At 72.4% G+C, this 25,108-nt stretch carries 17 protein-coding genes; 8 read left to right on the forward strand and 9 right to left on the reverse strand.

Going from position 1 to position 25,108, the window contains the following annotated elements:
• Positions 1-25 precede the first annotated feature (25 nt).
• From ABZ928_RS42035 to ABZ928_RS42055, 5 genes are all read right to left on the reverse strand, one after another.
• Positions 26-634 carry an ATP/GTP-binding protein gene (locus tag ABZ928_RS42035; protein WP_361531303.1) on the reverse strand — a complete coding sequence of 203 codons (609 nt, stop codon included), beginning with the start codon at positions 632-634 and terminating at the stop codon, positions 26-28.
• On the reverse strand, positions 615-4,256 hold the full coding sequence (locus ABZ928_RS42040) for a hydantoinase B/oxoprolinase family protein (RefSeq protein WP_361531306.1): 3,642 nt from the start codon (positions 4,254-4,256) through the stop codon (positions 615-617). The genes ABZ928_RS42035 and ABZ928_RS42040 overlap by 20 nt, the downstream gene beginning before the upstream one ends.
• 141 nt (positions 4,257-4,397) lie before the next feature.
• Positions 4,398-4,793, reverse strand: coding sequence for a DUF742 domain-containing protein (locus tag ABZ928_RS42045; protein ID WP_361531309.1), 396 nt, complete (start codon positions 4,791-4,793; stop codon positions 4,398-4,400).
• A 9-nt stretch (positions 4,794-4,802) separates the two neighbouring features.
• Positions 4,803-5,240, reverse strand: a complete 438-nt coding sequence (locus ABZ928_RS42050) for a roadblock/LC7 domain-containing protein (protein ID WP_361531312.1) — start codon at positions 5,238-5,240, stop codon at positions 4,803-4,805.
• A complete protein-coding gene (locus ABZ928_RS42055; RefSeq protein WP_361531315.1) occupies positions 5,237-8,092 on the reverse strand; it encodes a nitrate- and nitrite sensing domain-containing protein in 2,856 nt (951 codons plus the stop codon). Before ABZ928_RS42055 ends, ABZ928_RS42050 begins: the two co-directional genes overlap by 4 nt.
• 418 nt (positions 8,093-8,510) lie before the next feature.
• Between ABZ928_RS42055 and ABZ928_RS42060 the strand changes: the two genes are divergently transcribed.
• The 3 genes from ABZ928_RS42060 to ABZ928_RS42070 all read left to right on the forward strand — a co-directional run bounded on the left by ABZ928_RS42060 (position 8,511) and on the right by ABZ928_RS42070 (position 12,245).
• Complete coding sequence (locus ABZ928_RS42060; RefSeq protein ID WP_361531921.1) at positions 8,511-9,059, forward strand: hypothetical protein; 549 nt, start codon at positions 8,511-8,513, stop codon at positions 9,057-9,059.
• A 115-nt stretch (positions 9,060-9,174) separates the two neighbouring features.
• Positions 9,175-10,641: an aldehyde dehydrogenase family protein gene (locus ABZ928_RS42065; RefSeq protein WP_361531318.1), complete on the forward strand. Its 1,467-nt coding sequence runs from the start codon at positions 9,175-9,177 to the stop codon at positions 10,639-10,641.
• A 50-nt stretch (positions 10,642-10,691) separates the two neighbouring features.
• Positions 10,692-12,245, forward strand: a complete 1,554-nt coding sequence (locus ABZ928_RS42070; protein ID WP_361531321.1) for an amino acid permease — start codon at positions 10,692-10,694, stop codon at positions 12,243-12,245.
• Between the two features lie 25 nt (positions 12,246-12,270).
• Here the strand turns inward: ABZ928_RS42070 and ABZ928_RS42075 are convergent, their stop codons facing one another.
• From ABZ928_RS42075 to ABZ928_RS42090, 4 genes are all read right to left on the reverse strand, one after another.
• Positions 12,271-16,989, reverse strand: coding sequence for a hypothetical protein (locus ABZ928_RS42075; protein ID WP_361531324.1), 4,719 nt, complete (start codon positions 16,987-16,989; stop codon positions 12,271-12,273).
• A 37-nt stretch (positions 16,990-17,026) separates the two neighbouring features.
• Complete coding sequence (locus ABZ928_RS42080; RefSeq protein WP_361531327.1) at positions 17,027-17,914, reverse strand: hypothetical protein; 888 nt, start codon at positions 17,912-17,914, stop codon at positions 17,027-17,029.
• A 31-nt stretch (positions 17,915-17,945) separates the two neighbouring features.
• A complete protein-coding gene (locus tag ABZ928_RS42085; protein WP_361531330.1) occupies positions 17,946-19,472 on the reverse strand; it encodes a hypothetical protein in 1,527 nt (508 codons plus the stop codon).
• A 289-nt stretch (positions 19,473-19,761) separates the two neighbouring features.
• Entirely contained in the window at positions 19,762-20,457 is a 696-nt protein-coding gene (locus ABZ928_RS42090; protein ID WP_361531333.1) for a GntR family transcriptional regulator, read from the reverse strand.
• A 189-nt stretch (positions 20,458-20,646) separates the two neighbouring features.
• Here ABZ928_RS42090 and ABZ928_RS42095 point away from each other — a divergent pair, with 189 nt between their 5' ends.
• The 5 genes from ABZ928_RS42095 to ABZ928_RS42115 are packed head-to-tail and all read left to right on the forward strand — an operon-like array spanning position 20,647 to position 25,049.
• On the forward strand, positions 20,647-21,942 hold the full coding sequence (locus ABZ928_RS42095) for an MFS transporter (protein ID WP_361531336.1): 1,296 nt from the start codon (positions 20,647-20,649) through the stop codon (positions 21,940-21,942).
• On the forward strand, positions 21,939-22,760 hold the full coding sequence (locus tag ABZ928_RS42100) for a putative hydro-lyase (RefSeq protein ID WP_361531339.1): 822 nt from the start codon (positions 21,939-21,941) through the stop codon (positions 22,758-22,760). The genes ABZ928_RS42095 and ABZ928_RS42100 overlap by 4 nt, the downstream gene beginning before the upstream one ends.
• 44 nt (positions 22,761-22,804) lie before the next feature.
• On the forward strand, positions 22,805-23,563 hold the full coding sequence (locus ABZ928_RS42105; RefSeq protein WP_361531342.1) for a 5-oxoprolinase subunit PxpA: 759 nt from the start codon (positions 22,805-22,807) through the stop codon (positions 23,561-23,563).
• Between the two features lie 2 nt (positions 23,564-23,565).
• The gene (pxpB, locus tag ABZ928_RS42110; protein ID WP_361531924.1) at positions 23,566-24,183 is read left to right on the forward strand and encodes a 5-oxoprolinase subunit PxpB; all 618 of its coding nucleotides are present in this window, start codon (positions 23,566-23,568) and stop codon (positions 24,181-24,183) included.
• Positions 24,180-25,049, forward strand: a complete 870-nt coding sequence (locus tag ABZ928_RS42115; RefSeq protein WP_361531345.1) for a biotin-dependent carboxyltransferase family protein — start codon at positions 24,180-24,182, stop codon at positions 25,047-25,049. The genes pxpB and ABZ928_RS42115 overlap by 4 nt, the downstream gene beginning before the upstream one ends.
• Positions 25,050-25,108: the final 59 nt, after the last annotated feature.

Below are 25,108 nucleotides of genomic sequence, written 5' to 3' on the forward strand. Positions count from 1 at the left end.
GCGGGGGTACGGGCCGTGCCCCGTGTCAGGTCGTGACGGCGGCCTTGCGGCGCTCCGCCGCGTGTGCCATCGCGTGCCGGACCACACCGATCAGGACCTCCTTGACCGACTCGCGGTCGCGGGCGTCGCACAGCAGCAGCGGTACGTCCTGGTCGAGGTCGAGGGCCTGGCGGACGTCCTCGACCGGGTAACGGGCCGATCCCTCGAAGCAGTTGACGCCGACCACGAAAGGTATGGAGCGCCGCTCGAAGTAGTCGACGGCGGCGAAACAGTCCTCCAGGCGGCGGGTGTCGGCCAGTACGACGGCGCCCAGGGCGCCCTCGGACAGCTCGTCCCACATGAACCAGAACCGCTCCTGGCCGGGCGTCCCGAAGAGGTACAGCACCAGGTCCTCGCGGAGCGTGATGCGGCCGAAGTCCATGGCCACCGTGGTGGTGTTCTTGCCCTCCACGCCGCGGGTGTCGTCGACCGGGCGCCCTGCCTCGGTGAGCAGTTCCTCGGTGCGCAGCGGCCGGATCTCGCTGACCGCGCCCACGAGCGTGGTCTTGCCCACGCCGAAGCCGCCGGCCACGAGGATCTTGAACGTGACGGGCTCGACCGGGGGCTTGCCGCGCTCAGAACGCCCGAAGATCATCGCTCTCTTCTCCTGCTTGGTGGGGGTGGGGCGACGGTGGGCCGTAGCCTCCGCCGCCGGGGGTTTCGATGACGAGTACGTCGCCGGGGCCGACGTCGGTCGCGTCGCTTCCGCCGAGTGGGACGACCGTACCGTCCGCGCGCTCCACACGGTTGGCGCCCGGCGCACCCGGTTCGCCGCCCGCCATGCCGTACGGCGGGACCCGGCGGTGCTGGGAGAGCGTGGAGACGGTCATGGGCTCCAGGAACCGGATGCGGCGCACCGCTCCGTCCCCGCCGCGCCACCGCCCGTTGCCGCCGCTGTCCCGTCGTACGGCGAACTCGTCGAGCCGGACGGGCAGTCGCCACTCCAGGACCTCGGGGTCGGTGAGCCGCGAGTTGGTCATGTGAGTCTGGACGACGGGCGCTCCGGGGAAGCCGTCGCCCGCGCCGGACCCGGAGGCGACGGTCTCGTAGTACTGGTGGCGGGCGTTGCCGAAGGTGACGTTGTTCATCGTGCCGGAGCCCTCGGCCTGGACGCCGAGCGCCGCGTAGAGGGCGCCGGTGATGGCCTGCGAGGTCTCGACGTTGCCGGCGACGACCGCGGCCGGGGGTTCGGGGGCGAGCATGGAGCCGGGCGGCACGATGATGCGCAGGGGGCGCAGACAGCCGTCGTTGAGGGGGATGTCGTCGGCGACGAGGGTGCGGAAGACGTACAGGACGGCCGCGTTGACCACCGCGAACGGGGCGTTGAAGTTGCTGTCCAGCTGGGCCGACGTGCCGGTGAAGTCGACGGTCGCGCAGCGGTTGTCGCGGTCCACGCGTACGCGTACCCGGATGACGGCGCCGGAGTCGGTCTCGTAGGCGTACTCGCCGTCGTCGAGGGCGTCGACGACCCGGCGGACGGCTTCCTCGGCGTTGTCCTGGACGTGGCGCATGTAGGCCTGGACGACGTCGAGTCCGAAGTGCTCGATCATGCGGGCGACTTCGTCGACGCCCTTCTGGTTGGCGGCGATCTGGGCGCGCAGGTCGGCGAGGTTGGTCCTCGGGTTGCGGGAGGGGTAGGGCGCCTCGGTGAGGAGGCGGAGGGTCTCGTCCTCGCGGAAGCAGCCGTTCTCGGCGAGCAGCCAGTTGTCGAAGAGGATGCCCTCCTCCTCGATGGTGCGGCTGTTGGCGGGCATGGAGCCGGGGGCGATGCCGCCGATCTCGGCGTGGTGGCCGCGGGAGGCGACGTAGAAGAGGATCTTGCGGTCACTCTCCGTGTCCTCTGCGCGCTCCGTGCCGAACACCGGGGTGATCACCGTGACGTCCGGCAGATGGGTACCGCCGTGGTACGGGTCGTTGACCGCGTACGTGTCCCCCGGCCGCATCCCGCTGCCGCGCCGGCGGATGACCTCCTTGACGCTGGTGCCCATCGAGCCCAGGTGGACGGGGATATGCGGGGCGTTGGCCACCAGGTTTCCGTCCGGGTCGAACAAGGCGCAGGAGAAGTCGAGGCGCTCCTTGATGTTCACGGACTGGGCCGTGGACTCCAGGCGGGCGCCCATCTGTTCGGCGATGGACATGAAGAGGTTGTTGAAGACCTCGAGAAGAACCGGGTCGGCTTCTGTGGCGATATGGGAACTCTCCGTAATCACCGTGCGTTCCATGACCAGATGCCCGTCGTCCCGCGCCACGGCCTGCCAGCCGTCGTCGACGACGGTCGTCGCACTGGCCTCGGTGATGATCGCCGGGCCCGTGACGGTTTCGCCGGGAGGGAGGTCCTCGCGGCGATGGAGGGGGACGTCGCGCCAGGTGCCGCCGGTGTGGAGGCGGACGGTGTCCGGGGCGGCGAAGCGGCCTTCGTAAGGGGCGAGGGCCGAGAGATCGGGGGGTTGTGTGATGCCGGTGGCTTCGACGGAGAGGGCCTCGACGACGATCGGGCGGTCGAGGGTGAAGGAGTACGTGGCGCGATGACGTTCTTCGAAGACGTGCCGCATCTCGCCGGGCTCGGTCAGCTCCACGGTGAGGGTGGTGTCGGTGCCGTCGTAGCGGAGCTGGGCGCGCCGGGTGATCCGGACGCGGTCCTCGGGGACGTCCTCGGCGAGGAGTTCGGCGCGGGCGGCGCTCTCCAGGTCGTCGGCGGTCTTGAGGACGCCCGGCATCGAGGGGGTCTCCAGGGGTGCCTCGACGGACTGTTCGCGCATGGCGGTGGTGTCGGCGAGGCCGATGCCGAGCGCCGAGAGGACACCCGCCATGGGCGGCACCAGGACGGTGCGGATGCCCAGCGAGTCGGCGACCATGCACGCGTGCTGGCCACCGGCGCCACCGAAGGTGGTGAGGGCGTACCGGGTGACGTCGTGCCCCTTCTGCACGGAGATCCGCTTCACGGCGTTGGCGATGTTGGCGACCGCGATCTGGAGGTATCCCTCGGCGACCTGTTCGGGGGTGCGGTCGTCGCCGGTCCGCTCGCGGATCTCGCGCGTGAGGGCGGTGAAGCGGTCCCGGACGAGTTCCGCGTCGAGGGGCTGGTCGCCGTCGGGGCCGAACACCTTGGGGAAGTGGGCGGGTTGGATGCGGCCGAGCATGACGTTGGCGTCGGTGACGGCGAGCGGGCCGCCCCCGCGGTAGCAGGCGGGGCCCGGGTCCGCGCCCGCCGAGTCAGGCCCTACGCGGTAGCGGGAGCCGTCGAAGTGGAGGACCGAGCCGCCGCCGGCCGCGACGGTGTGGATGTCGAGCATCGGTGCGCGCAGCCGGACACCGGCGATCTGTGTGGTGAAGACGCGTTCGTACTCGCCGGCGAAGTGGGAGACGTCGGTGGAGGTGCCGCCCATGTCGAAGCCGATGACGCGGTCGAAGCCGGCGAGCTGCGACATGCGGGCCATGCCGACGATGCCGCCGGCGGGCCCGGACAGGATGGCGTCCTTGCCGCGGAACTGCCCGGCCTCGGCGAGACCTCCGTTGGACTGCATGAACATCAGCCGTACGCCTTGGAGTTCGTCGGCGACGTGCTGGACGTAGCGGCGCAGCACGGGCGAGAGGTAGGCGTCGACGACGGCGGTGTCCCCGCGCGGGACGAGCTTCATCAGCGGGCTGACCTCGCTGGACAGCGAGATCTGCGGAAAGCCGATGCGGGCGGCGAGCCGCCCGACGGCCTGTTCGTGCGCGGGGTGCAGGTGGCTGTGCATACAGACGACGGCGACCGCGCGGATCCCGTCGTCGTACGCCTCCCGGAGTGGGCCGGTGAGGCTGTCCAGGTCGGGGGCGCGCAGGACTGTGCCGTCTGCGGCAATGCGCTCGTCGACCTCCACGACCCGCTCGTGGAGCAGTTCGGGCAGTTCGATGCGGCGGGCGAAGATGCGGGGGCGGTTCTGGTAGGCGATGCGCAGGGCGTCGCGGAAGCCGCGGGTCACGATCAGGAGGGTGCGCTCGCCCTTGCGTTCCAGGAGGGCGTTGGTGGCGACGGTGGTGCCCATGCGGACGGCTTCCACGGGGTCCTGGGAGCCGTCGAGGAGTTCACGGACGCCGGTGACCGCTGCGTCGCGGTAGCGGGCCGGGTTGTCGGAGAGCAGCTTGTGCGTGAGCAGCCGGCCGTCCGGGCGGCGGGCGACGATGTCCGTGAAGGTGCCGCCCCGGTCGACCCAGAACTGCCAGCCAGTCGTCACGTCCGTCTCCCCGATCGCGCTGTTCGGCACCGTATCCGCAGAGTGGTGGGAGACCGTCCGCGGATGGTGGTCGACGATCAGTCAGATCATATCGGGAGGGCTGTCGCGGCGCCCGGCCCGCTCGGGGCGGCGGGCACCCGGTCACAGCGCCCTGAGGCCGTTGATCACGTCCCGCAGGATGCTCTCGTCCGGCAGCTCCGCGGGCGGCACGGGCCGGTTCACATGGACGAACTCCGCGTCCACGAGGTCGCCCACGAGGACGCGCACCACGCCGACGGGCAGGTCGAGTTCGGAGGACAGCTCGGCGACCGACTGCGGGGCGTCCCGGCACAGGTCGACGATGTCCACGTGCTCGGGGGACAGCGTGTGGTCGCCTTCCGCGTCCTCCGCCGCGGGCTCGGTGACGACCACCGCGATGAGGTCCAGGCGGTGCTGGGCCGTACTGGTGGTACGGCCGCGCGTCATGGCGTACGGACGGACGACCGGTCCGGCCTCGTCGTCGAACCAGTGGCTTCTTCCCTGACCGTCTGTGCTCATGTCATCCCACTACCCGCCCTGAGGCAGATCGGTGCGTGGAGCGGAGGCCAGATGTACGCCGACCCGCTTGACGAGGAGCGTCATCTCGTACGCGACCAGGCCGACGTCGGAGTCCGCGTCCGCGAGGACGGCGAGGCAGCTGCCGTCGCCCGCGGCGGTCACGAACAGGAAGGCATCGTCGAGTTCGACGACCGTCTGCCGGACGTTGCCCGCCTCGAAGTGCCGGCCCACGCCCTTGGCGAGGCTGTGGAACCCGGAGGCCACGGCGGCCAAGTGCTCGCTGTCCTCCCGGGTGAGGTCCTTGGACGCCCCCGTGGCCAGCCCGTCGCCGGAGAGCACGACGGCCTTGCGGATGCTTGCGACGCGGTCCACCAGGTCGTCCAGGAGCCAGTTGAGCTCGCCGGACTTGTTGGTCGCGATGTGGCCGGTCGTCTTCGGTGCGGTCATCGACCGTCCCCCTTAGTTCCTCGTGGTGCTGTGCCGCTGTGCGTGTCGTCGCCCGCGGCGTCGTTCTCGGCGCGGCCGCGCTGCCAGCCCCGCTGGAGCGAGGACATGCGGCTGCGTACCTGGTCGGCGTCGCGCTCTTCGAACCCCGTGCTGTCCTCGGTACGTCGGTCGGTGGGGCTCTGTTTCAGCTGCGGGGCCAGATTGGCCTGGCGTACGCGCTTGGGCAGCGGGGCGGTGCCGGAAGCCGGGGCCGGTCCGGTCTCCGGCCGTGCGGGCCCGGAGCCGCCCTGCCGGGAGGCGATGCCGCCGGGGGCCGTCCCGGTCGCTTCCCCGGCGCCGCTCGACGCGATCTCGGCGCGCCGGGTGCGCCGGGGAAGGGCGGGGGCGCCGGGCGGGGTCCCGCCGAGTTCGCGGCCCGCGGGTGCCGGGTGCTCGGAGCGCGGCTCGTCGAGGCGGTCGGCGACGCCTGTGGCGCGGCGCTGGGGACCCGTGGCGCGTCTGCGTGCGGGCAGGGGCGGCGGAGTCGGGGAGAGCGAGCGGTTCGGGCCAGCGGGGAACTCCTCGTCGGTCTCCTCGCGCCGCTCGGTGACCGGACGGCCGTGCGAGCTGACCAGCTTGGGGGTCTGGCGGCGGGGCAGCGGCACCGGAGCGTTCAGATCGTCCTCGGAGGCCTCGCGGTGCTCGTCGCCCCGGGTGTCGTCGGTGCGGGCCAGGGAACGGCGCGGGCGGAACAGTCCGCCGCGTTCGCTGTCCTCGTCGTCGAGGGCGCCGGGGAAGTCCTCGATCGCGTCGAGGTCGACCGGGGCCTCCAACTCGACGGGACCGTCCAGGAGTCCCCCCGAGAGACCGGGCAACTGCACCGGCACCTGGGCGAGTTGAGACCGCCGGGCCTCCTCCAGCTCGGCCTCCTTGGAGGGCTGGGGGCGGTCGAGGCGGAAGCCGATGCCGTTGGTGTCCGGGATGTCGTCGGTGAGCAGCGTGACCGGGATGAAGACGACGGCCGTGGTGCCGCCGTACGGCGACGGCTGGAGCGAGACCCTGACGTTCTGCCGCTGGGCGAGCCGGCTGACCACGAACAGGCCCAGCCGGTCGGTGTCGGAGAGCTCGAACTCCGGTGTCTCGGCGAGCCGGAGGTTGGCGTCGAGCAGGGCGTCGGCCGCCATGCCGAGGCCGCGGTCGTGGATCTCCAGGGTGAAGCCGTTGGCGACCCGCTCCCCGAGGACCTGGACGGCGGTGTGCGGCGGGGAGAACACCGTGGCGTTCTCCAGGAGTTCGGCGACGAGGTGGGTGAGGTCGGCGACGGCCGGTCCGGTGACGGCGACCCTCGGCAGGCGGCGGACCTCGATGCGCTCGTAGTCCTCGACCTCGGCGACGGCGGCGCGTACGACGTCCATGAGCTGGACGGGCTTGCGCCACTGCCGGGAGGGGGCGGCGCCGGAGAGGATCACCAGGCCCTCGGCGTGCCGGCGCATACGGGTGGTCAGGTGGTCGAGGCGGAACAGGTCGGCGAGTTCGTCGGTGTCCTCGGTCCGGCGTTCCATGGTGTCGAGCAGGGTGAGCTGCTTGTGCAGCAGCACCTGGCTGCGGCGGGCGAGGTTCACGAAGACCTCGGAGACCCCGGCGCGCAGTTCGGCCTGTTTGACGGCGGCCTCGACGGCGGCGCGCTGCAGGGTGTTGAGGGCCTGGCCGACCTCGCCCATCTCGTTCTTGTCGAACTCCAGGCGCGGGACCTCGGTCTCGACGTCGACCTGTTCGCCCGCGGAGAGCCGGCGCATGACGCTGGGCAGCCGTACGCCGGACGCCTCGTGGGCCTCCAGGCGCAGCTGGCGCAGATCGCGGATGAGGCCGCGGCCGATGCGCACGGAGAGGAAGATCGAGAAGAGGAGTGCGACGAGACCGAGGACTCCGGCGACGGCCGCCTTGACGATGACGTCCATCGCGACCGGCTGCACCCGGTCCTGATAACGGTCGCCCGCCTGGTCGTTGAGGGTGGCGAGCTCGTCGAGCACGCTGCCGGCGGTGGCGTCCCAGCTCTTGGCGCTGATGTAACGCGGCTTGCCGGGTTCGGAGTCGACGACGGTCTTCTCGGCGGAGCGCAGTGCGGCGGTGGAGGCGTTCTTCCAGAACCGGTCGTAGCGTTCGCGTTCCGCCGCGGGCAGCACCGGCAGGCTGATGTCGTACATCAGGGTGCGCTGGGCGATCAGTTCGGAGACGTCGCGGATCTCGTCGTGCGTGAGGGTGCCGACCACCAGGGCCGAGCCGAGCAGGGCGTCCTCGCGGGAGAGGAGTTCGCGGGCGCGGGTCACGTTGACGAGGGCGCGGGCCTGCTTGTCCATCTCCACACTGTCGACCCCGTCGAGGGCGGCCAGCAGGGCGTAGCAGGGGTCCACCAGGTGGTTGTAGCGGTCGAGGGCCTGGAACCGGTTCACGGCGCCCTCCTCCACGCTGCGGCGCAGGGAGTCGACGCCGTCGAAGGCGTCCAGGACGGCGATGAGGCGTTCCTCGTCGTCCTGGTCGAGCCCGTCGCGGACATCGGGATCCTTCGCGTTCGCGCGGAGCTTGGCGATGGCGTCGTCCGTGCCGGTGCGGGTCTCACGGAGCGCGGCGAGCGCGTCGGAGGCTCTCGGGTCGGCCAGATAGACGAGGGTCTGACGGCGTTCCTGCTGCAGGACGCGGACGGTGTCCTCGGTGGGGTAGCCGAGATCCTCGACGGTCGTCGACACGGTGAACAGCTGAGCCACTGCCCGTCCCGTGAGTACCGTGGCGAAGCCCCAGATCGCTGCCAGGGACACCAGCGGCACGAGAAGCAGCGCCACGATCTTCCGGCGGATCGACTTCCCGCGAAAGCGCATGGCCTCCCCCAGCTGGACCCCACCGACCGGGGGTACACATGTACGTCAACAAACGGCGCGAGCCTACTACCGTCGCACAGTTAACTCGAAGACCCGTCCGGAGGCCGAACTTCCGTACCGGCGGCGCGAGATGGGGAGGTGTCCGGGCATTGCGGGAGATTGCCGCCCGCTTTCGCACGACCGGTGCCCGTACGGATCCGGTCGGTATGGCTGGGCAGTTGGCCAGAATTTTTCGATTCCAGGGAATCTTCGGGGTGCGCCGTTCGTCCTACTCTTCGGGAAATGGGGGCGGAATCGGCCACACGTGCCGCATCCCGCAACCTGGCGGCGTAAAACAGCGCAAGCCGGGCAGCCACTGGGGAGCCGTGTGTTCGAGCACGGGGCGAGCGGTCTGCTGGCGGTGGGGAGTGACACGTTGATGGGCACGGCGGAGCGCCAAGAGGCGCCCACGGACGACGCGACGGCACGGCTGACGGCACAGCGGCGGCCCGAGGCACTGGATCGCGACATTCCGGAGCGCGGGGACAGCGGCGGCCTCGGGGCCGCCGGGCAGGCCGCGGCCGAAGAGCAGTCGTACTACCGGCAGTTGTGGATCGATGAGCCCGCGCGGCGGCGCCGGATGCCCGATCCCGTGCGCACCTCGGCGGTGCGGGCGGTGCTGATCATCGCCGTGACGCTGGTCCAGGCGATGGTGGCGTTCCTGTGCACACTGGCCGGATCGTGGCTGGCGTTCCCGATGGTCATCAGCAGTGTGGCGAGCACCGTGGTGGCGACGTGGGGCGCCCTGGACGTCTGGGTGACCCGCCAGGTCTGGAACCAGCGCAACGGCGTCGTGTCGGTCCCGAGCAGCACCGCCCGGGCCCTGCGCCGCGAACGGCGCAAGGCCCGACGCCAGGCCCGGTCCGCGGAGCGGGCGCAGGAGCGGATACGGCGGCGCGGCGGGGCGGGGCAGTTGTCGCACTCCTGAGGGCCGGCTCGCCCCGCGATCACGTCACACCCGTGGAAGGCTGGTACCGGTGTTCCCGGTGAGCACCCCACCGGGATCTTCCACGGGTGGCTGATCGAGAGGCGCGGAGGCTGCCATGCCGGATCTGTTCGTCGACGGCGCGTGGCGGGGCGCGATGGACGGAGGCACGCGCGAGATCCGCTGTCCCGCCGACGGGTCGCTGGTGGCCGTGGTGGACGAGGCGGGCGGCAAGGACACGGTGGAGGCGATCGGCGCCGCCCGCCGCGCCTTCGACGAGGGCCCCTGGCCGCACACCTCCGCCGAGGAGCGGGGTGACCTGCTGCTGCGGGTCGCCGACCTCCTCGTACGCGACAAGGCGGCCCTCGCGCGGGCCGAGTCGCTGGACACGGGGAAGCGGCTCGTCGAGAGCGAGTACGACATCGACGACATCGTGAACTGCTTCCGCTACTTCGGGCGGCTGGTGGCGAGCGAGGCCGGGCGGGTGATCGACACCGGCCGGGAGGGTGTCGACAGCCGGGTGGTGCACGAACCGGTCGGTGTCTGCGCGCTCATCACCCCATGGAACTACCCGCTGCTCCAGACGGCCTGGAAGGTCGCCCCGGCCCTCGCGGCCGGCAACACCTTCGTCCTCAAGCCGAGCGAGCTGACCCCGCACACCGCGATCCACCTCCTGCGGCTCCTGGCGGAGGCCGGGCTTCCGCCGGGCGTCGGCAATCTGGTCCTGGGAGCGGGTCCGGAGGCGGGCGCGCCGCTCGCCGAGCATCCGGACGTGGATCTGGTCTCCTTCACGGGCGGCCTGCAGACGGGCCGTCGGCTGATGGCGGCCGCGGCCGGGTCGGTGAAGAAGGTCGCGCTGGAGCTAGGCGGCAAGAATCCGAATGTCGTCTTCGCCGACGCCGACTTCGACACGGCCGTCGACATGGCGCTGACCGCCGTGTTCCTGCACTCCGGGCAGGTCTGCTCGGCGGGGGCGCGGCTGCTGGTGGAGGACTCGCTGCACGACCGGTTCGTCGACGAGGTCGTCCGCCGGGCGTCGGCGATCCGGCTCGGCGGCCCGTTCGACGAGCGCGCGCAGACCGGCCCGCTGATCTCGGCGGCCCACCGCGCGAAGGTCGAGGCGTATGTCGCGGCGGGCCTGGCCGAGGGCGCCGTACTGCGCTGCGGCGGCGCGCGCCCCACCGGGCCCGGGTTCGACGAGGGCTTCTACTATCCGCCGACCGTCCTGGACGAGTGCAGCTCGGCGATGTCGGTGGTGCGGGAGGAGTCCTTCGGCCCGGTGCTCACGGTCGAGCGCTTCACGAGCGAGGACGAGGCCGTACGACTCGCCAACGACACCGTCTACGGTCTCGCGGGCGCCGTCTTCACGAGCGACGAGGCCAAGGCCGCCCGGGTCGCGGGACGGCTGCGGCTGGGCACGGTCTGGATCAACGACTACCACCCCTATGTGCCGCAGGCGGAGTGGGGCGGTTACAAACAGTCCGGCTTCGGCCGGGAACTCGGCCCCGCCGGGCTCGCCGAATATCGCGAGACGAAGCACATCTGGCGCAACACGGCTCCGGCTCCGCAGGGATGGTTCGACTGACACCCCCCACCCCGTGGGTAGTTCACCTGACCCGAGGCAGGAGTCCGCTCATGACGACCACGGCCCGACCGCCCCATGGAGAGGACGACGCCGAACTCGCCGAGTTCGGCTACCGACCCGAACTCAAGCGCACCCTCGGCAACTTCCACACCTTCGCCGCGGGCATCAGCTACATCTCGATCCTGACGGGCACCTTCCAGCTGTTCTACTTCGGCTACGGCAGCGGCGGGCCCGCCTACTGGTGGTCGTGGCCGATGGTCTTCGTCGGCCAGTTCATGGTGGCTCTCTGCTTCGCCGAGCTGGCCGCCCGCTATCCGGTCGCGGGCTCGGTCTACAACTGGTCGAAGAAGATCGGCAATCCGCATCTGGGCTGGCTCGCCGGCTGGATGATGCTGATCGCCTCGATCGTGTCGATCGCGGCGGTGGCACTCGCCTACCAGCTGACGCTCCCCCAGATCTCCGACGTGTTCCAGATCATCGGGGACGGCACCGGCAAGTACGACGTGGCGACCAACGCGGTCGTCCTGGCCGCGGTGCTGATCCTGTTCACCACGCTGGTGAACGCCTTCGGCGTCAAACTGATGGCCACGATCAACACGGCCGGCGTGTTCATCGAGCTGATCGCCACCGTCGTACTGATCGTCCTGTTCGCGGTGCACATCACGCGCGGCCCGCAGGTCGTCATGGAGACGAACGGCACCGGGGCGGGGTACGGCACCGGCTATCTCGGCGCGTTCCTCGTGGCCTCGCTGGCGTCCGCGTACGTCATGTACGGCTTCGACACCGCCGCCTCGCTCGGTGAGGAGTCCCTGGACCCGACCCGGAACGCGCCGCGGGCGATCATCCGGGCGATCGTCGCCTCCTTCGTCCTCGGCGGTCTGATCCTGCTGCTGGCGCTGATGAGCGTCTCCAGCCTGAAGGGCGAGAAGCTGTCCACGGACGGTCTGCAGTACATCGTGTTGGATGTGCTCGGGCCGACGGCCGGCAAGGCGATGCTGTGGTGTGTGCTGATCGCGGTCACGGTGTGCGCGCTGGCGGTCCACACGGCCGCGATCCGGCTGGCGTTCGCGATGGCCCGGGACAACAACCTGCCCGCGTCCGCGAAGCTCGCCAAGTGCCATCCGCGGTTCCGGACGCCGGTGCTGCCGACCGTGATCATCGGGATCCTGGCGCTGGCGATCCTGGTGGTCAACATCCGCCAGCCGCAGATCTTCACCGTCGTCACCAGCATCGGCATCATCATGATCTATCTCGCCTACCTGGGCGTCACCGTGCCGATGCTGGTCGCGCGGCTGCGCGGGAAGTGGCGGCCGGCGGGCGACGGCAGGTTCTCGCTGGGCCGCTGGGGGCTCGTCGTGAACATCGGAGCCGTGGTGTGGGGCGCGGCGATGACCCTCAATCTGATCTGGCCGCGGGCCGCGGTCTACAACGCGAGCGCCCCGTTCCACTGGTACCTGCGCTGGGGCGCGGTGCTGTTCGTGGGCGTGATCGCAGGGGGCGGTTTCGCCTACTACTGGTTCGTGCAGCGGCACCGGACGGGGGTGCTCGCGGACCACCGCGTGGAGAGCGCCGAGGGGGCGCCTCCAGCGGCGGTGTCCGACTGAGGATGCCGTCGGTCCGAAGGTCCCGTCAGGGCGTCGCCGGCGCCGGGCGTTTGAACATGCGCGTCGCCGTGATCTCGCTGTGCACCGCCTCCTCCGCCTGCGGCTGCTGCGGCAGCCCGGGGCGGAGGTGCTCCTCCACGCTGATGTACTTCAGCCCGGCTCGGAGGTCCGCGTCGTTCCGCAGCCGGATGACCAGCGGGAACTCCGCGAGCGCCGTCGTGTCGAACAGGCCCGTGGTGTAGAGGAGCTGGACGCCCAGCGCGTCCGAGACGGCCCGCTGGAGCTCCAGCAGATACGTCGCGTTGGCGCGGCCGATGGGGTTGTCGAGGAACAGGGTCCCCGCGTGCCGGTGCTTGTCGCGTCCCCGGTCGTTGCTGCGCAGCGCGGCCATCGTGCAGTACAACGCGATGGCCGCCGTGAGCAGCTGTCCGCCCGAGAACACGTCGCCCATCTGCCCGACCGGCACCCGCTCGGCGCGCAGGACCGCGTCCGGCTTGAGGATCTCCACCGCGACACCCCGGGGCTCCAGCGCGGCCCCGACGCCCCGCAGCAGCAGGGACATTCCGTCGCGGCGCAGGTCGGAGTTCTTCTTCACGGCCGCCCTGGTCGCCTCGTCGATGACCTCGCCGAGCCGCTCGGTCAGCGTCGCCTGGTCGGGCTCCTCGAACCGGATCCGCAGGAACTCCTGCCCGGACCACTCGCCGAGCCCCTCGGGCAGCCGGGACAGCCGCTGGGCCGACCGCAGGGTCGCCAGCGCCGACTCGACAAGCCCGCGCAGCCGGTCGACGATCGAGTCCCGGTTCCGCTCCAGCTGCGCCAACTCGTCGGTGAGCACCCGGAGTCGGGGCGCGAAGGCGTCCGCCCACTTCTGCGCGTGCTCGGGCAGCGCCGACGCGGGCAGTTCGCGGATCTGCTGCCGCGCCGGGGTGCGGACCTGCTCGTAGCGCGTGGAGTTGGCGTGCCGTACGAGGACGTCGCTGGCCTCCCGTACGCCGCCCTCGGCCGCGGAGAGGTCGGCGGCGCAGCCGCGCAGCGAACGGCGGGCCTCGGCGGCGGACTGCCGGGCCTCCTCCGGGCTGCCGGGGTACGCCTCGATTTCTTCCTGGTCCTCGTCCGAGGTGTGCTCGCGCAGCAGGTCCCGGAGCATCGCGGCGATCTCGTCGAAGCCTCCGGCCGCGTCCTCGGCGGCGCGGTGGGCGTCGAGGAGCTCGGCGTGCGCCTCCCGGGCCTGCGTCAACGCCTCGGTGCGGGAGGCGAGTTCGGTGGTCGCCGTGCGCAGCAGCGCCTGCGCGTGCTCGGCGTCGCGGGGCTGGAGCTCCTCCGACAGCTCGGTGTGCGCCTCGCCGTCCTCGGGCGCGTGCCGCTCGGCCTCACCGCGCAGCCGGCCGAGCTGCTCGCTCGCGCTGGACATCCGCGTCTCCAGGAGCTGCACGAGCTCCTCGGCACGGGCGGCGGCGGCCTGCCGGGACGGCCCGTCGGAGCCGTCGGGCGACTGGAGCAGCTGCTCCGCGCGCGTGCGGACCTTGTTGCTCAGCCGGTCCAGCTCGGCGAGGGCCGCGCTGGACTCGCTCTCCGCCCGCGCCTGCTCGGCGCGCAGGTCGGCGCCGACGCCGACCTTCTCGTACACCTGCGAGGCGGCCCGATAGGCCTCCCGGAGGGCGGGCAGCGACGCCTTCGGATCGTCGCCGCCGCTCTCCGGTACGTCGTCGGGGGCGCCCGCGATCTCCGAGCGCTCGGCGCGCAGGGCACGCGCGGTGCGGCGGGCGTCGTCCGCGGCCCGCTGGGCGGCGCGCCGGTCCTCGTCGGCGGCGCGGGCGCGCTCCAGGCAGGTCTGGGCGCGGGCCTCGGACTCGGTGGCCTCGTCGGCGAGTTCGCGCAGCTTGACCTGCCAGCCGGCCCGCTCGCGCAGCCGGAAGGCGAGCCCGGCGAGGGCGTCAGCGGCGCGCCGGGCCTTCTGCGCGGCCTCCTGCCGTTCATCGCGGACCTGTAGGGCCTCGGCGGCGGCCTCGTCGGCCTCGGCCCGCACGGTCCGCGCCTCGGCCAGCTCGGCCTCCGACTCCTCGGCGAACGCGCGCGCGTCGTGCGCGGCCTGGGACAGCTCCACCAGCCGCCCGGCCGGACAGCCGGTACGCCAGGAGGCGAGCCGCGCGGCCAGCTCCCGGTCCTTGCCGAGCCGGGCCGCGAGCGAGCGGATCTCCTCGTCGCGCTCGGTCGCCCTCGCGCGCAGCGTCTGCCGCTCCTCGTCGGCGGCGTGCTCGTCGTGCATGGCGGGGTTCGGCGGTACGAGGAAGACGGCCTCGCTCCCCGAGCCGTCCGCCGGAGTCGGGGCGAGCAGGGCGGCGGCCGTACCGACGGCCACGGCGGACCGCGGGAGCAGTGCCGCCTCGCTCAGCGCCTCGCGGGCCCGTGCGTGCGTGTCGGGGTCGGTGATGATGACGCCGTCGACCAGCTCGGGCCGGGCGGCCAGCACGCGTGCGTGGTCAGCGGGGTCGACGGCCTGGGCGAGATAGCGCCAGCCGGGGAGCGCCGGGATGCCGTGCTCGCCGAGGTACTCCACGGTGGCCAGCACGTCGGGGCCCGGCGGCAGCAGCCCGCCGTCACCGAGGGCGCCGAGGATCCGGGAGTCGTCGGCGGCGGCGGTGCGCAGCTCGAAGAGATGCCGCTCGGCACTGGAGACGGCGTCGTCGAGCAGCTCGCGCAACTCGTCGGCGAAGCGGTCGAGTTCCTCGGGGGTGAGGGTGCTGTCGGCCGCGTCATCGGCGCCGTCGCGCCCGGCCGTGCCGTCCTTCCTCGCCCCGTCGCGCCCGCCCGGAGCCCTGTCGTGCCCGCCGGAGGCACCGTCGGCGCCCGCCCTGGGCACCGGCACTCCCCCGTTCCCGGCACCGGCAGCGCCCGACCCGCCCGTCAGACTCAGCAGCTCCGCCAGTCGCGGCTCCGCCGCCAACGCCTCCGCGAGCCGCTTCTCGGCCTCGTACGACCGCTCGGCCGCCGTGGCCGCGTCCGCCGCACGCGCCGCCGTCAGCTCGGCGCGGGACTCCGCGGAGCCCGCCTCACGCGCGTGCTCGGTGGCCCGCCGGGACACCTCGCGCGCGGTGTCCCAGGCGGCGACGGCCGTCTTCTCGGCGTCGCTGGCCGCGAGGGCCGCCCGCGCGGGGTCGGCGTCGGGGGCGCTGTCGTCGAGCCAGCCGGCCCGTACCGCCTCGGCGGTCTCCTGCTCGACCTCGGTCAGCCGCTGCCGCAGATGCCCGACCTCACTGCGGGCGCGCTGCGCCTCCGTGGCCGCGGCGGTGGAGTCCTGGTACGCGGCCTCGCCGACCTCCTGCAAGGCGGCGGAGCGCTCCTCCCCCTCGTTGGCGAGAGCCTCGGCGCTCTCCGCGGCCGAGTGCAGGGCCCGTACGAGATCGACGGCGGCCTTGGCGCGGGCGGCGAGCGCGGGGGCGGCGTCCCGCTCGGCCTCCTGGATCGCGGCGGACACGCGCGCGACACGGTCGGCGGCGGCGCGGTGGCGCAGTACGGCCTCGGCGGCCTGCCAGGCCGAGTGCAGGGTACGGGCGTCGGCGAGCTCGCGCTTCTGCGCCGCGGCGGACTTCTCGGCGGCGGCGAGCGCCAACGAGGCGTGCCGGAAGGCGAGTTCGGCGGCGATCAGCGCGCTGCGCTCCCGCGAGCCCTCGGCATGGGTGACCGCGTACGCGGCGGCCGTGACCCGCTGGGCGAGGTCGGCGGCGCGTACCCGCTCCTGGGCGCCGCGCGCGGAGAGCCGCCGGGCCAGGGTCCGGGTACGGCGCTCGGCCCCGGCGTGGATGTCACGCGCGCGTGAGCGGGCCTCGGCGGCCTCGACGATCCGCCCGAGCAGGTCCACGGAGCCGGCGGTGAAGTCGCGTTCGGCGATCAGTTCGGCGCGTCGGCCCAGTTTGTTGCCGAAGCCGCTGACCAGGTCGGCGAGCCCGTCGGTGTCCCGGGTGTCGGTCACGGCGCGCAGCAGCAGGTCGGTGAAGTCGGAGTCCTTCTTGACCGCGAAGAGACCGGCGGCCTCACCCTCGTCGGCGTTCATCTCCCGCTGGTAGCGGAAGAGTTCGGGGTCGAGGCCGAGGTCGCCGAGGTGCTCGATCCACCGGTCGTGGATCTCCTCCCAGTGCACCTCCAGGTGCGGATACGCCTTGCTCGCCTCGGTGATGGCGTCCCGGAAGCCCTTCATGGTCCGGCGGCGTCCCTGCGCACCGGAGGCGCCCTCCACGGGCGGCCGTACGGCGGTGGACTCGGCGACGGGCAGGTTGTCCAGGGACAGCCCGGGCCCGGGCCGGAAGGAGTACCAGGCCTCGGCGAACTTGCGCGGGTCGTTGGAGACCTGCCGTCCCCGCCACTCGCTCACCTTGCCGACGACGACGCACTCGCCGGTGAGGGTGTGCTGCCACTCCAGCGCGACATGCCCGCAGTCGTCGGCGAGCAGGAACTTCCGCAGCACGCCGGAGCTGGCGCCGCCGAGGGTGTTGCGGTGACCCGGCAGCATCACGGAGAAGATCAGTTTCAGCAGTACGGACTTGCCGCCGCCGTTCTCCAGGAAGAGCACGCCGGCGGGCGCGGGGCGGCGCGGCGGGCCGACGGGCTCCTCCTCGAAGAACTCCGCCTGGGTGGGCGCGGGGTCGGGCACTTCCGCGCCCACGCCGCGCAGGTCCAGCACGGTGTCGGCGTAGCGCGCACCGGCGGGGCCGATGGAGTAGAGGCGGACCCGGGACAGCTCGTACATGGCGGACTCTCGTAAGTCTTCGGCAGGTGGGGGGAGTTCAGTTCGAGGAAACCGTGTGGAACGGCAGCCCGGCATCGGCCACCAGCTCGTCGGCGGTGTCCTCGGCGGGCAGCAGCGTCGGCGTCCCGTCGGTGACCGGGACGACGCCCAGTTCCAGCAGCTCGGCCATGGCGGCGCTGCCGGCCATGTCCCGCACCTGGAGCTGGTAGCGGGCCGTCGTCCGGTAGGTACCGCCGTTGTCGTCGCCGGTGCGCTGCAGGAACCCGGAGTCGGTGAGGAAGGCGACGGCCTTGCCGATGATGCCGGTCGTGGAGCCCGCGAGTCTGCGGGCGTCCTTGGTGGCACCGGTGGCGCTGCGTCTCACCCAGATCCGCCAGGCGGCCTCCAGGCCGGGGGCGTCGGTGGCGGGGTCGGTGTTCTCGCCCAGCTCGTCGGCCCGCTCCTCCAGGCGCCGGCAGGCCTGCCGGACGAAGGCGTCGACGCCGTTGACGCTGACCCGTCCGATGTAGCCGTCGTCGGCGAGGTCCTCGGGCCGCGGGAACGCCATGGCGGCCACCGCGAGATGCGCCAGCCCGTGCAGGAACCGGTCCGAGCCGTCGGCGGAGGTACGACGCGCGTAGTCCCCCATCCGCACCGCGAACACGGAGTCCTCGGCGGCGGTCACCGCCATCCCCGCGCGCGGGGACACCTCCAGGACGACGAGGCCGAGCCCGGCGGCCACCGCGTCGGCGAGCCGCGCGAACGGCGGGTCCTCGCGGTAGCGCCGCAGCAGCTCGGTGTACTCCTGATCGCGCGCGGGCTGCAGCTTGGGCTGCAGGCCGAAGGCGACGAGCCGGGCCGCGTCGGCGGCGTCGGCGGGCGTGACGGCCGTGGAGACCGGCGCGGGTCCGGCTTCCGGCTCACTCCACTCGACGTGCTCGGTCACGGTCGTTCTCCTCGCTGCGCTGTCACTCGGCTCATGCCGCTTCCGTCCTGTCCGCCGCCATCCCGACGGCGTCCAGCAGAGCGGTCCCCACGATCAGGTCGGCCCCGCCGAACTCGGGATCGTCCAGCTCGGTCCCGTCGTCCACGGCGAACAACAACTTCTCCTCGCCCTGCCGATAGGCGGTGCCGACGGCCGGGCTGGCCGCGTGCACGGCCAACAGGGCCACCAGGTACGGCAGATCGGGGTCCTGTCGCCGCGCCTCCGCCAGCAGCCCGGACAACCGGCGCGGCGCGTCCGCCGGCAGATCGAGCAGCTCCATCGCCGAGGCCAGCTGCTCCTCGCTGAACCGGCTGTCGTCCGGGGTCGCGATGAGGTCCGGCTCCGGCATCTCCGCGCCGAGGTGCTCGCGCTCCACCGGCGGCGTCAGCAGTATGTCGACGAGCTCGCCCACCCGCACCGACACCGGCGTGCGCAGTCCGGTCCCGCGCGCGAAGAAGGCGTCGGTGACCCGGACGGCCTGCTCCAGGGGCAGCGGCAGCAGCGGGGACACCAGATGCCCGTAGAGGTCTATCCCCGACGTGGTCATCGGCGTGGCGAAGGCCTGCCGGTCCTGTTCGGCCCGGAACAGCGGGCCGGCCTCCAGGAGGCGGGACTGGAGCTGGGTGTGGCGGCGGATGCAGTCCTTCACGATGTCGACCAGCTCGGCGGCCCGCCGCTTCTGCTCCGGGTCCTCGGACTCGTCGCGTGCCTTGCGGATGTTGGTGAGGATCGCGTTCTCGTGGCGGTACCGGTCGGCGACATGGTCGAGCGCCTCGGTGATCATGTCGGGCACGGCGTTGAGCCAGTCCACCGCCCGGACGTTGCGCCGGGTGGCGTCCAGGGCCCGGCGCAGGGTCTCGGAGTACTGCACGGTCCGGTACCGGGCCTGTTCGGCGGCCAGTTGCGCGTCGGCGAGGCGGCCGCGGCTGATCAGCACCTCCAGCTTGACCTCGGCGGCGATCTGGGCGCTGGTGACGTCCGTGTCGAGGGCGCCGACGAGGACGTTGACCGCCTCGTCGGTCGTCCGGAGATACACCGAGCCACCGGGGCCGGGGACCTCTTCGATCAGCTTGAAGTCGTAGTCACGCCGGACATATGTGCCGTCTTGCGCGAAAGTGCCGTAGACCGCCCGGAATCCGCGGTCCACGCTGCCGACGTTGATCAGGTTCTCCAGCACCCAGCGGGCCACGCGCTCGTGCTCGACGACGGGGCGCTGCGGGGCCTGGGCGGCGATGCGCGGGATGAGGCGGGCGACGATCTGGTCGTGGTCGGCGCCGGTGTCGAAGTCCATGTTCAGGGTGACCAGGTCGATGGCGGAGAGGGCCACCTCCGCCATGCCGTACACCGAGTACTCTCCCGCGAGGTTCGCCTTGCGGGCGTCCAGGTCGTGCAACGGCGCGGTGCACGCGAGCGCGCGCAGCCGCCGCGCCAGTCCCTCGTCGGCGGCCGGGCCCGGTGCCGGGCGCGGCCCCACGCTGAGCTGGGGCGGAACACTGTCCGTCGTTGCAGGCGAAGTCACGCTGCACAGACTAGAGCCTCGGTCTGACAACGACCCAAACGTCACAGAAGCGACCCCGCGTCACGGTCGGCACCGATGCGCCGTCCCGGTCGGCACCCCGATGCGCCCAGGACGCTAAGCGGTCACGGTGAAGTTCGCTGCGGTTGGGCAGCGCCCTGAAGGGGCGCGGGGCTGTATCGATATGCGGCTCCGCCGCGCGGGCGCGACCAGCCACGACGGCGCCGCAGACGATCGACGGCCCATCGCCGCCCCGCGGCGGAGCCGCATATCGGCACAGCCAGCGGAGCGCTTAGCCGTCCTCGCCGACCCGTCGCTGGTACACCTCGACCACCCGCTCCAGCGAGTCCTCCAGGTACACCGCGAGCAGCCGCTCGGCCTCGCCCTTGTCTCCCGCCTGGAGCGCCTGAAGGATCTGCTGGTTGCGGGCGAGGTACGGCTCGTGCAGCCGCCGCGGATCGTCCACGACGTGGAAGGCCAGCCGCAGTTCGGCGAAGACGCTGCGCATCAGCTCGTCCGTGCGCTCGCTGTCCGCCAGCGCCACCAGCTCGCGGTGGAAGTGGATATTGGCCGTACCCAACGCTTTCCAGTCACCTTCGCGCACCGCCCGCTGCCCCTCGGCCACGGCTTCGGCGGGTCCTTCCAAGACGTACGGCGGCTCCCCCAGCCCCCGTACCACCGCGCACTCGACGAGGCGCCGGGTGCGGTAGATGTCCTCGACGTCCTCCACCGTGAGGACCCGCACGAAGACACCCCGGTTCAGCTCGTGGACGAGCAGGCGCTCATGCGTGAGCAGCCGGAACGCCTCGCGCAGTGTGTTGCGGGACACGCCGAGCGCGCCTCCGATGCTGTCCTCCGACAGCCGGGTCCCGGGTGGGAAGTAGCCCTCGGCGATGCGGCTCCTGAGGATGTCCGAGACCCGTTCCGCGGTGCTGGTGCGGCCCAGGAGGGCGCGGTCGTCGGCCAGTCCGGTCAGCTGCTCTGCCATGCCCGGAATTCAACCGCAGACACGAGAACGAAACAACAGGGGTATTGAAGGATCGTTCAACGATCCCCTACCTTGCTACGAAACCGCACGGCCCCGCACCCCACCGCACCCCCCACCCCCCACCGAACCGCCCGCACCCACCGCACGGCTCAGTCCCGCACCCTCCGTCCTCCCACTGCGAGGTGCACAATGAGCACGACTCCACCGACCCAGGCCCTCACCGCTCACCCCACAGAGACCGAACGCCCCGCCGACGACGGGGCGTTGGGCTGGTTCCGGGCCCTCGGCCCGCGCGGCCGCCGTGCCTTCGCCGGCGCGTTCGGCGGCTACGCCCTCGACTCGTACGACTACTTCACGCTGCCGCTGAGCATGGTCGCGCTGGCCGCGTACTTCGGCCTGGACAGCGGCCAGACCGGCCTGTTCACCACCGTCACCCTGCTGGCCTCCGGCGTCGGCGGCGCCCTCGCCGGCGTGCTGGCCGACCGGGTCGGCCGGGTCCGGGCCCTGATGATCACGGTGATCACCTACGCGGTCTTCACCGTCGCCTGCGGCTTCGCACCCAACTTCGAGTCGCTGCTGGTCTTCCGCGCCCTCCAGGGGATCGGCTTCGGCGGCGAGTGGGCGGTCGGCGCGATCCTGGTCGCCGAGTACGCGAGCGCGAAGCACCGGGGCCGCACGCTCGGCGCGATCCAGAGCTCATGGGCCGTCGGCTGGGGCCTGGCCGCGCTCGTGTACACGGTGGTCTTCTCGGTCTTCGACGACGGCACGGCCTGGCGCGTGATGTTCTGGACGGGCGCGCTGCCCGCACTGCTCGTCATCTGGATGCGCCGCCGTGTGCAGGACGCGCCCGAGGCCATCGCGGTCCGCGAGAAGAGCGCCGGACAGACCTCCTTCACGACGATCTTCAAGCCAGGCCTGCTGCGTACGACGATCTTCGCGGGCCTGCTGTCCACGGGCGTCCAGGGCGGCTACTACACCCTCGCCACCTGGGTCCCGACGTATCTGAAGAGCGACCGCGGCCTGTCGGTCGTCGGCACCGGCGGCTATCTGACGTTCCTGATCTCCGGCGCCTTCCTCGGCTACCTCACCGGCGGCTATCTCACCGACCGCCTCGGCCGCCGCCGCAACATCTGGCTCTTCGCGCTCCTGTCGGCCGTGTGCATCCTGGCCTACGGCAACATCCCCCAGGGCTCCAACACCCTGCTCCTGGTGCTGGGCTTCCCGCTCGGGTTCTGCATGTCGGCGATCTTCAGCGGCTTCGGGTCGTTCCTGGCCGAGCTGTACCCGACGGCGGTGCGCGGCACGGGTCAGGGCTTCACCTACAACGCCGGGCGCGCCGTGGGCGCCGTCTTCCCGACCACGGTCGGCTTCCTGGCGGACAGCTGGGGTGTGGGCGGTGCGCTGGTCTTCGGCGCGATCGGCTACGGCATCGCCGCCCTGGCGCTCCTCGGCCTGCCGGAGACGCGCGGGAAGGAGCTGGCGTGAACCGTACGGACGACCGCCCGCTGACCCTCGTCGACGAGCACGCGCACGCGTGGAGCCCGCACAACGCCCGTACCCGCTTCCGGGCCGGCCTGACCGGCCCCACCGCGGGGGTCGCGGCGGGCCACACCCAGGTCAATCTGATCTCGGTGCCCGCGGACTGGGCGTACGACATGCTGCTGTTCTGCCAGCGCAACCCGAAGCCCTGCCCGGTACTGGACGTCACGGACGCCGGTTCCCCCACGACGGTCCTGGCCGAAGGCGCCGATCTGCGCACCGATCTGCCGCGCTACCGGGTGTGGCAGGACGGCGAGCTGGTGGACGAGCCGACCGACGTACGGGCGCACTGGCGCGACGACCTGGTGTCGTTCCTGATCGGTTGCAGCTTCACCTTCGAGTGGGCGCTGACCGAGGTGGGCGTCCCGATCCGCCATCTGGAACAGGGGCGCAACGTCCCGATGTACGAGACCAGTTGGCAGTGCCGGCCGGCGGGACGGCTGCACGGCCCGATGGTGGTGTCGATGCGTCCGGTGCCGCCGCAGCATCTGTCCGCGGCGATCCGGGAGAGCAGTCTGCTCCCGGCGGTGCACGGCGGCCCCGTGCACTGCGGCGACCCGTCGGCCCTCGGCATCGAGGACCTCGGCCGCCCCGACCACGGCGATCCGGTGGACCTCCAGCCGGACGACATCCCGGTGTTCTGGGCCTGCGGAGTGACCCCGCAGGCCGCGGTGATGGCCTCGCGCCCGCCCTTCGCCATCACCCACGCGCCGGGCCAGATGTTCCTCACCGACGCCCGCGACGAGAAGTACCGCGTGGCCTGAACGACGGCCCACGCGACGGTTCCGGAAGGAGACACGGAAGTTCCATGACCTCGATCGATCTCAACGCCGACCTCGGCGAGGGCTTCGGCCGCTGGCGGCTCACCGACGACGAGCAGCTCCTGTCCGTCGTCACCAGCGCCAACGTGGCCTGCGGCTTCCACGCCGGGGACGCGGCCACCATGCGGCGGGTGTGCGAGCAGGCGGCCGAGCGCGGCGTACGGATCGGGGCCCAGGTCTCCTACCGGGACCTGGCCGGCTTCGGGCGGCGCGCGATGGACGTGCCGCCCGCCGAGCTGGCGGCCGAGGTGGCGTACCAGATCGGCGCCCTGGAGGTCTTCGCCCACGCGGCGGGCACGCGCGTGTCGTACGTCAAACCGCACGGCGCGCTCTACAACCGGGTCGTGCACGACGAGGAGCAGGCCGGCGCGGTCGTCGACGGCGTGCTCCTCGCCGACGCGGCCCTGCCCGTGCTGGGCCTGCCCGGCTCACGGCTGCTGGAGCTGGCCGGGAAGGCGGGCCTCCCGGCGGTCACCGAGGCGTTCGCGGACCGCGCGTACACCGAGGGCGGCACGCTGGTGGCGCGCGGCGAGGAGGGCGCGGTCGTCACCGATCCGGAGACCGTCGTGGAGCGCTCGGTGGGGCTGGCACGGGACGGCGCGGTCACCGCGCACTCCGGCGCCCGTATCGAGGTACGGGCGCGCTCGCTGTGCCTGCACGGGGACACGCCGGGCGCCGTGGACCTGGCCCGCCGGGTCCGGGAGCGGCTGACGGAGTCGGGCATCCGCGTGGAGGCCTTCGCATGAGCGTGAGGGCACTGCCCGTCGGCGACAGCGCGCTGCTCGTCGAGCTCTCCTCCGGCGAGGAGGCCCAGGCGCTGCACGCGGAGCTGCTGCGCCGCCGCGCGGACGGCTCCCTGGCCGTGACCGAGATCGTCCCGGCGGCCCGCACGGTCCTCCTCGACGGCCTCACCGACCCGGCCCGCCTGGCCACCGAGCTGACCACGACCGCCGTACTCCCCGCTCCCCCACGCGCGCGTGACGTCGTCGAACTCCCCGTGCGCTACGACGGCCCCGACCTGGCCGACGTGGCCGCGCACTGGGGTGTGGCCCCCCACGAGGTGGCCCGCATCCACGCGTCCACCGAGTTCACCGTCGCCTTCTGCGGCTTCGCCCCCGGCTTCGGCTACCTCACCGGACTGCCCCAGCGCTACGACGTCCCGCGCAGGGCCACCCCACGCACGGCCGTCCCACCCGGTTCGGTGGCGCTCGCGGGCCCGTACACGGGCGTGTACCCCCGCTCCTCACCGGGCGGCTGGCAGCTGATCGGCACCACGGACACGGTGCTGTGGGACCACGCGCGCGTACCGGCCGCCCTCCTCTCTCCGGGCACGCGCGTGAAGTTCGTTCCGGTGGGTGCGGCATGACGGACCGCGCCCTCGCCGTCGTCCGGGCCGGAGCGCTGACGACGGTGCAGGACCGGGGCCGCCCCGGCCACGCCCACCTGGGCGTCCCCCGCTCCGGCACCCTGGACGGCCCCGCCGCCGCACTCGTCAACCGCCTGGTCGGCAACCCTCCGGACGCGGCCGTCCTGGAGACCACCCTCAACGGCTGTGCCGTACGCCCTCGTTCAGCACTCACCGTGGCCGTCGGCGGCGCCCCCTGCCCGGTCACGGTCGACGGCCGCCCGGTCGCCTGGGGCGCCCCGGTACCGGTCCCGGCCGGCGCCGTCCTGAACATCGGCACACCCACCTCGGGCCTCCGCACCTACGTGGCCGTCTCCGGAGGCATCACCGTGGACCCGATCCTGGGCAGCCGCTCCACGGACCTTCTGTCGGGCCTCGGCCCGCCACCCTTGACAGACGGCGCGGTCCTCCCCCTGGGCACGCCGACAGAGCTCCACACACGCGTGGACGTCGCTCCGCAACCGGCGCCCCCGGGGGAACTCGTCCTACGGGTGACGATGGGCCCGCGCGACGACTGGTTCACGCGAGAAGCGCTCCACGCCTTCACGTCCCGCACTTACCGGGTGTCCCCGGCAAGCAACCGCATCGGCCTACGCACGGAGGGCCCCGCTCTGGAACGGGCCGTGCCTGGTGAACTCCCGAGCGAAGGCATGGTTTTGGGCGCGGTGCAGGTGCCCCCGGACGGCCGCCCGGTGGTGTTCCTGGCGGACCACCCGACGACGGGCGGTTACCCAGTGATCGCGGTAGTGCGTGCAGAAGACCTCCCGGCAGCAGCCCAGGCGGTACCAGGAACGCCGGTTCGCTTCATAGGGGTGCGCAGGCACTGACAGGCCCAGGGGCGCGGGGCTGTACCAATTTGCGGCTACCGCCGCGTGGGCGCGACCAG

It is taken from the genome of Streptomyces sp. NPDC046909, from assembly GCF_040644695.1.
Taxonomy (GTDB): domain Bacteria; phylum Actinomycetota; class Actinomycetes; order Streptomycetales; family Streptomycetaceae; genus Streptomyces.

What these genes read in the sequence shown, in the direction of transcription:
- ABZ928_RS42065 (WP_361531318.1), top strand. Translation starts at nt 9,175, where the DNA reads ATGCCGGATCTGTTCGTCGACGGCGCGTGGCGGGGCGCGATGGACGGA.
- ABZ928_RS42060 (WP_361531921.1), top strand. Translation starts at nt 8,511, where the DNA reads ATGGGCACGGCGGAGCGCCAAGAGGCGCCCACGGACGACGCGACGGCA.
- ABZ928_RS42045 (WP_361531309.1), bottom strand. Translation starts at nt 4,793, where the DNA reads ATGAGCACAGACGGTCAGGGAAGAAGCCACTGGTTCGACGACGAGGCC.
- ABZ928_RS42070 (WP_361531321.1), top strand. Translation starts at nt 10,692, where the DNA reads ATGACGACCACGGCCCGACCGCCCCATGGAGAGGACGACGCCGAACTC.
- ABZ928_RS42105 (WP_361531342.1), top strand. Translation starts at nt 22,805, where the DNA reads ATGACCTCGATCGATCTCAACGCCGACCTCGGCGAGGGCTTCGGCCGC.
- ABZ928_RS42090 (WP_361531333.1), bottom strand. Translation starts at nt 20,457, where the DNA reads ATGGCAGAGCAGCTGACCGGACTGGCCGACGACCGCGCCCTCCTGGGC.
- ABZ928_RS42035 (WP_361531303.1), bottom strand. Translation starts at nt 634, where the DNA reads ATGATCTTCGGGCGTTCTGAGCGCGGCAAGCCCCCGGTCGAGCCCGTC.
- ABZ928_RS42055 (WP_361531315.1), bottom strand. Translation starts at nt 8,092, where the DNA reads ATGCGCTTTCGCGGGAAGTCGATCCGCCGGAAGATCGTGGCGCTGCTT.
- ABZ928_RS42095 (WP_361531336.1), top strand. Translation starts at nt 20,647, where the DNA reads ATGAGCACGACTCCACCGACCCAGGCCCTCACCGCTCACCCCACAGAG.
- ABZ928_RS42115 (WP_361531345.1), top strand. Translation starts at nt 24,180, where the DNA reads ATGACGGACCGCGCCCTCGCCGTCGTCCGGGCCGGAGCGCTGACGACG.
- ABZ928_RS42050 (WP_361531312.1), bottom strand. Translation starts at nt 5,240, where the DNA reads ATGACCGCACCGAAGACGACCGGCCACATCGCGACCAACAAGTCCGGC.
- ABZ928_RS42075 (WP_361531324.1), bottom strand. Translation starts at nt 16,989, where the DNA reads ATGTACGAGCTGTCCCGGGTCCGCCTCTACTCCATCGGCCCCGCCGGT.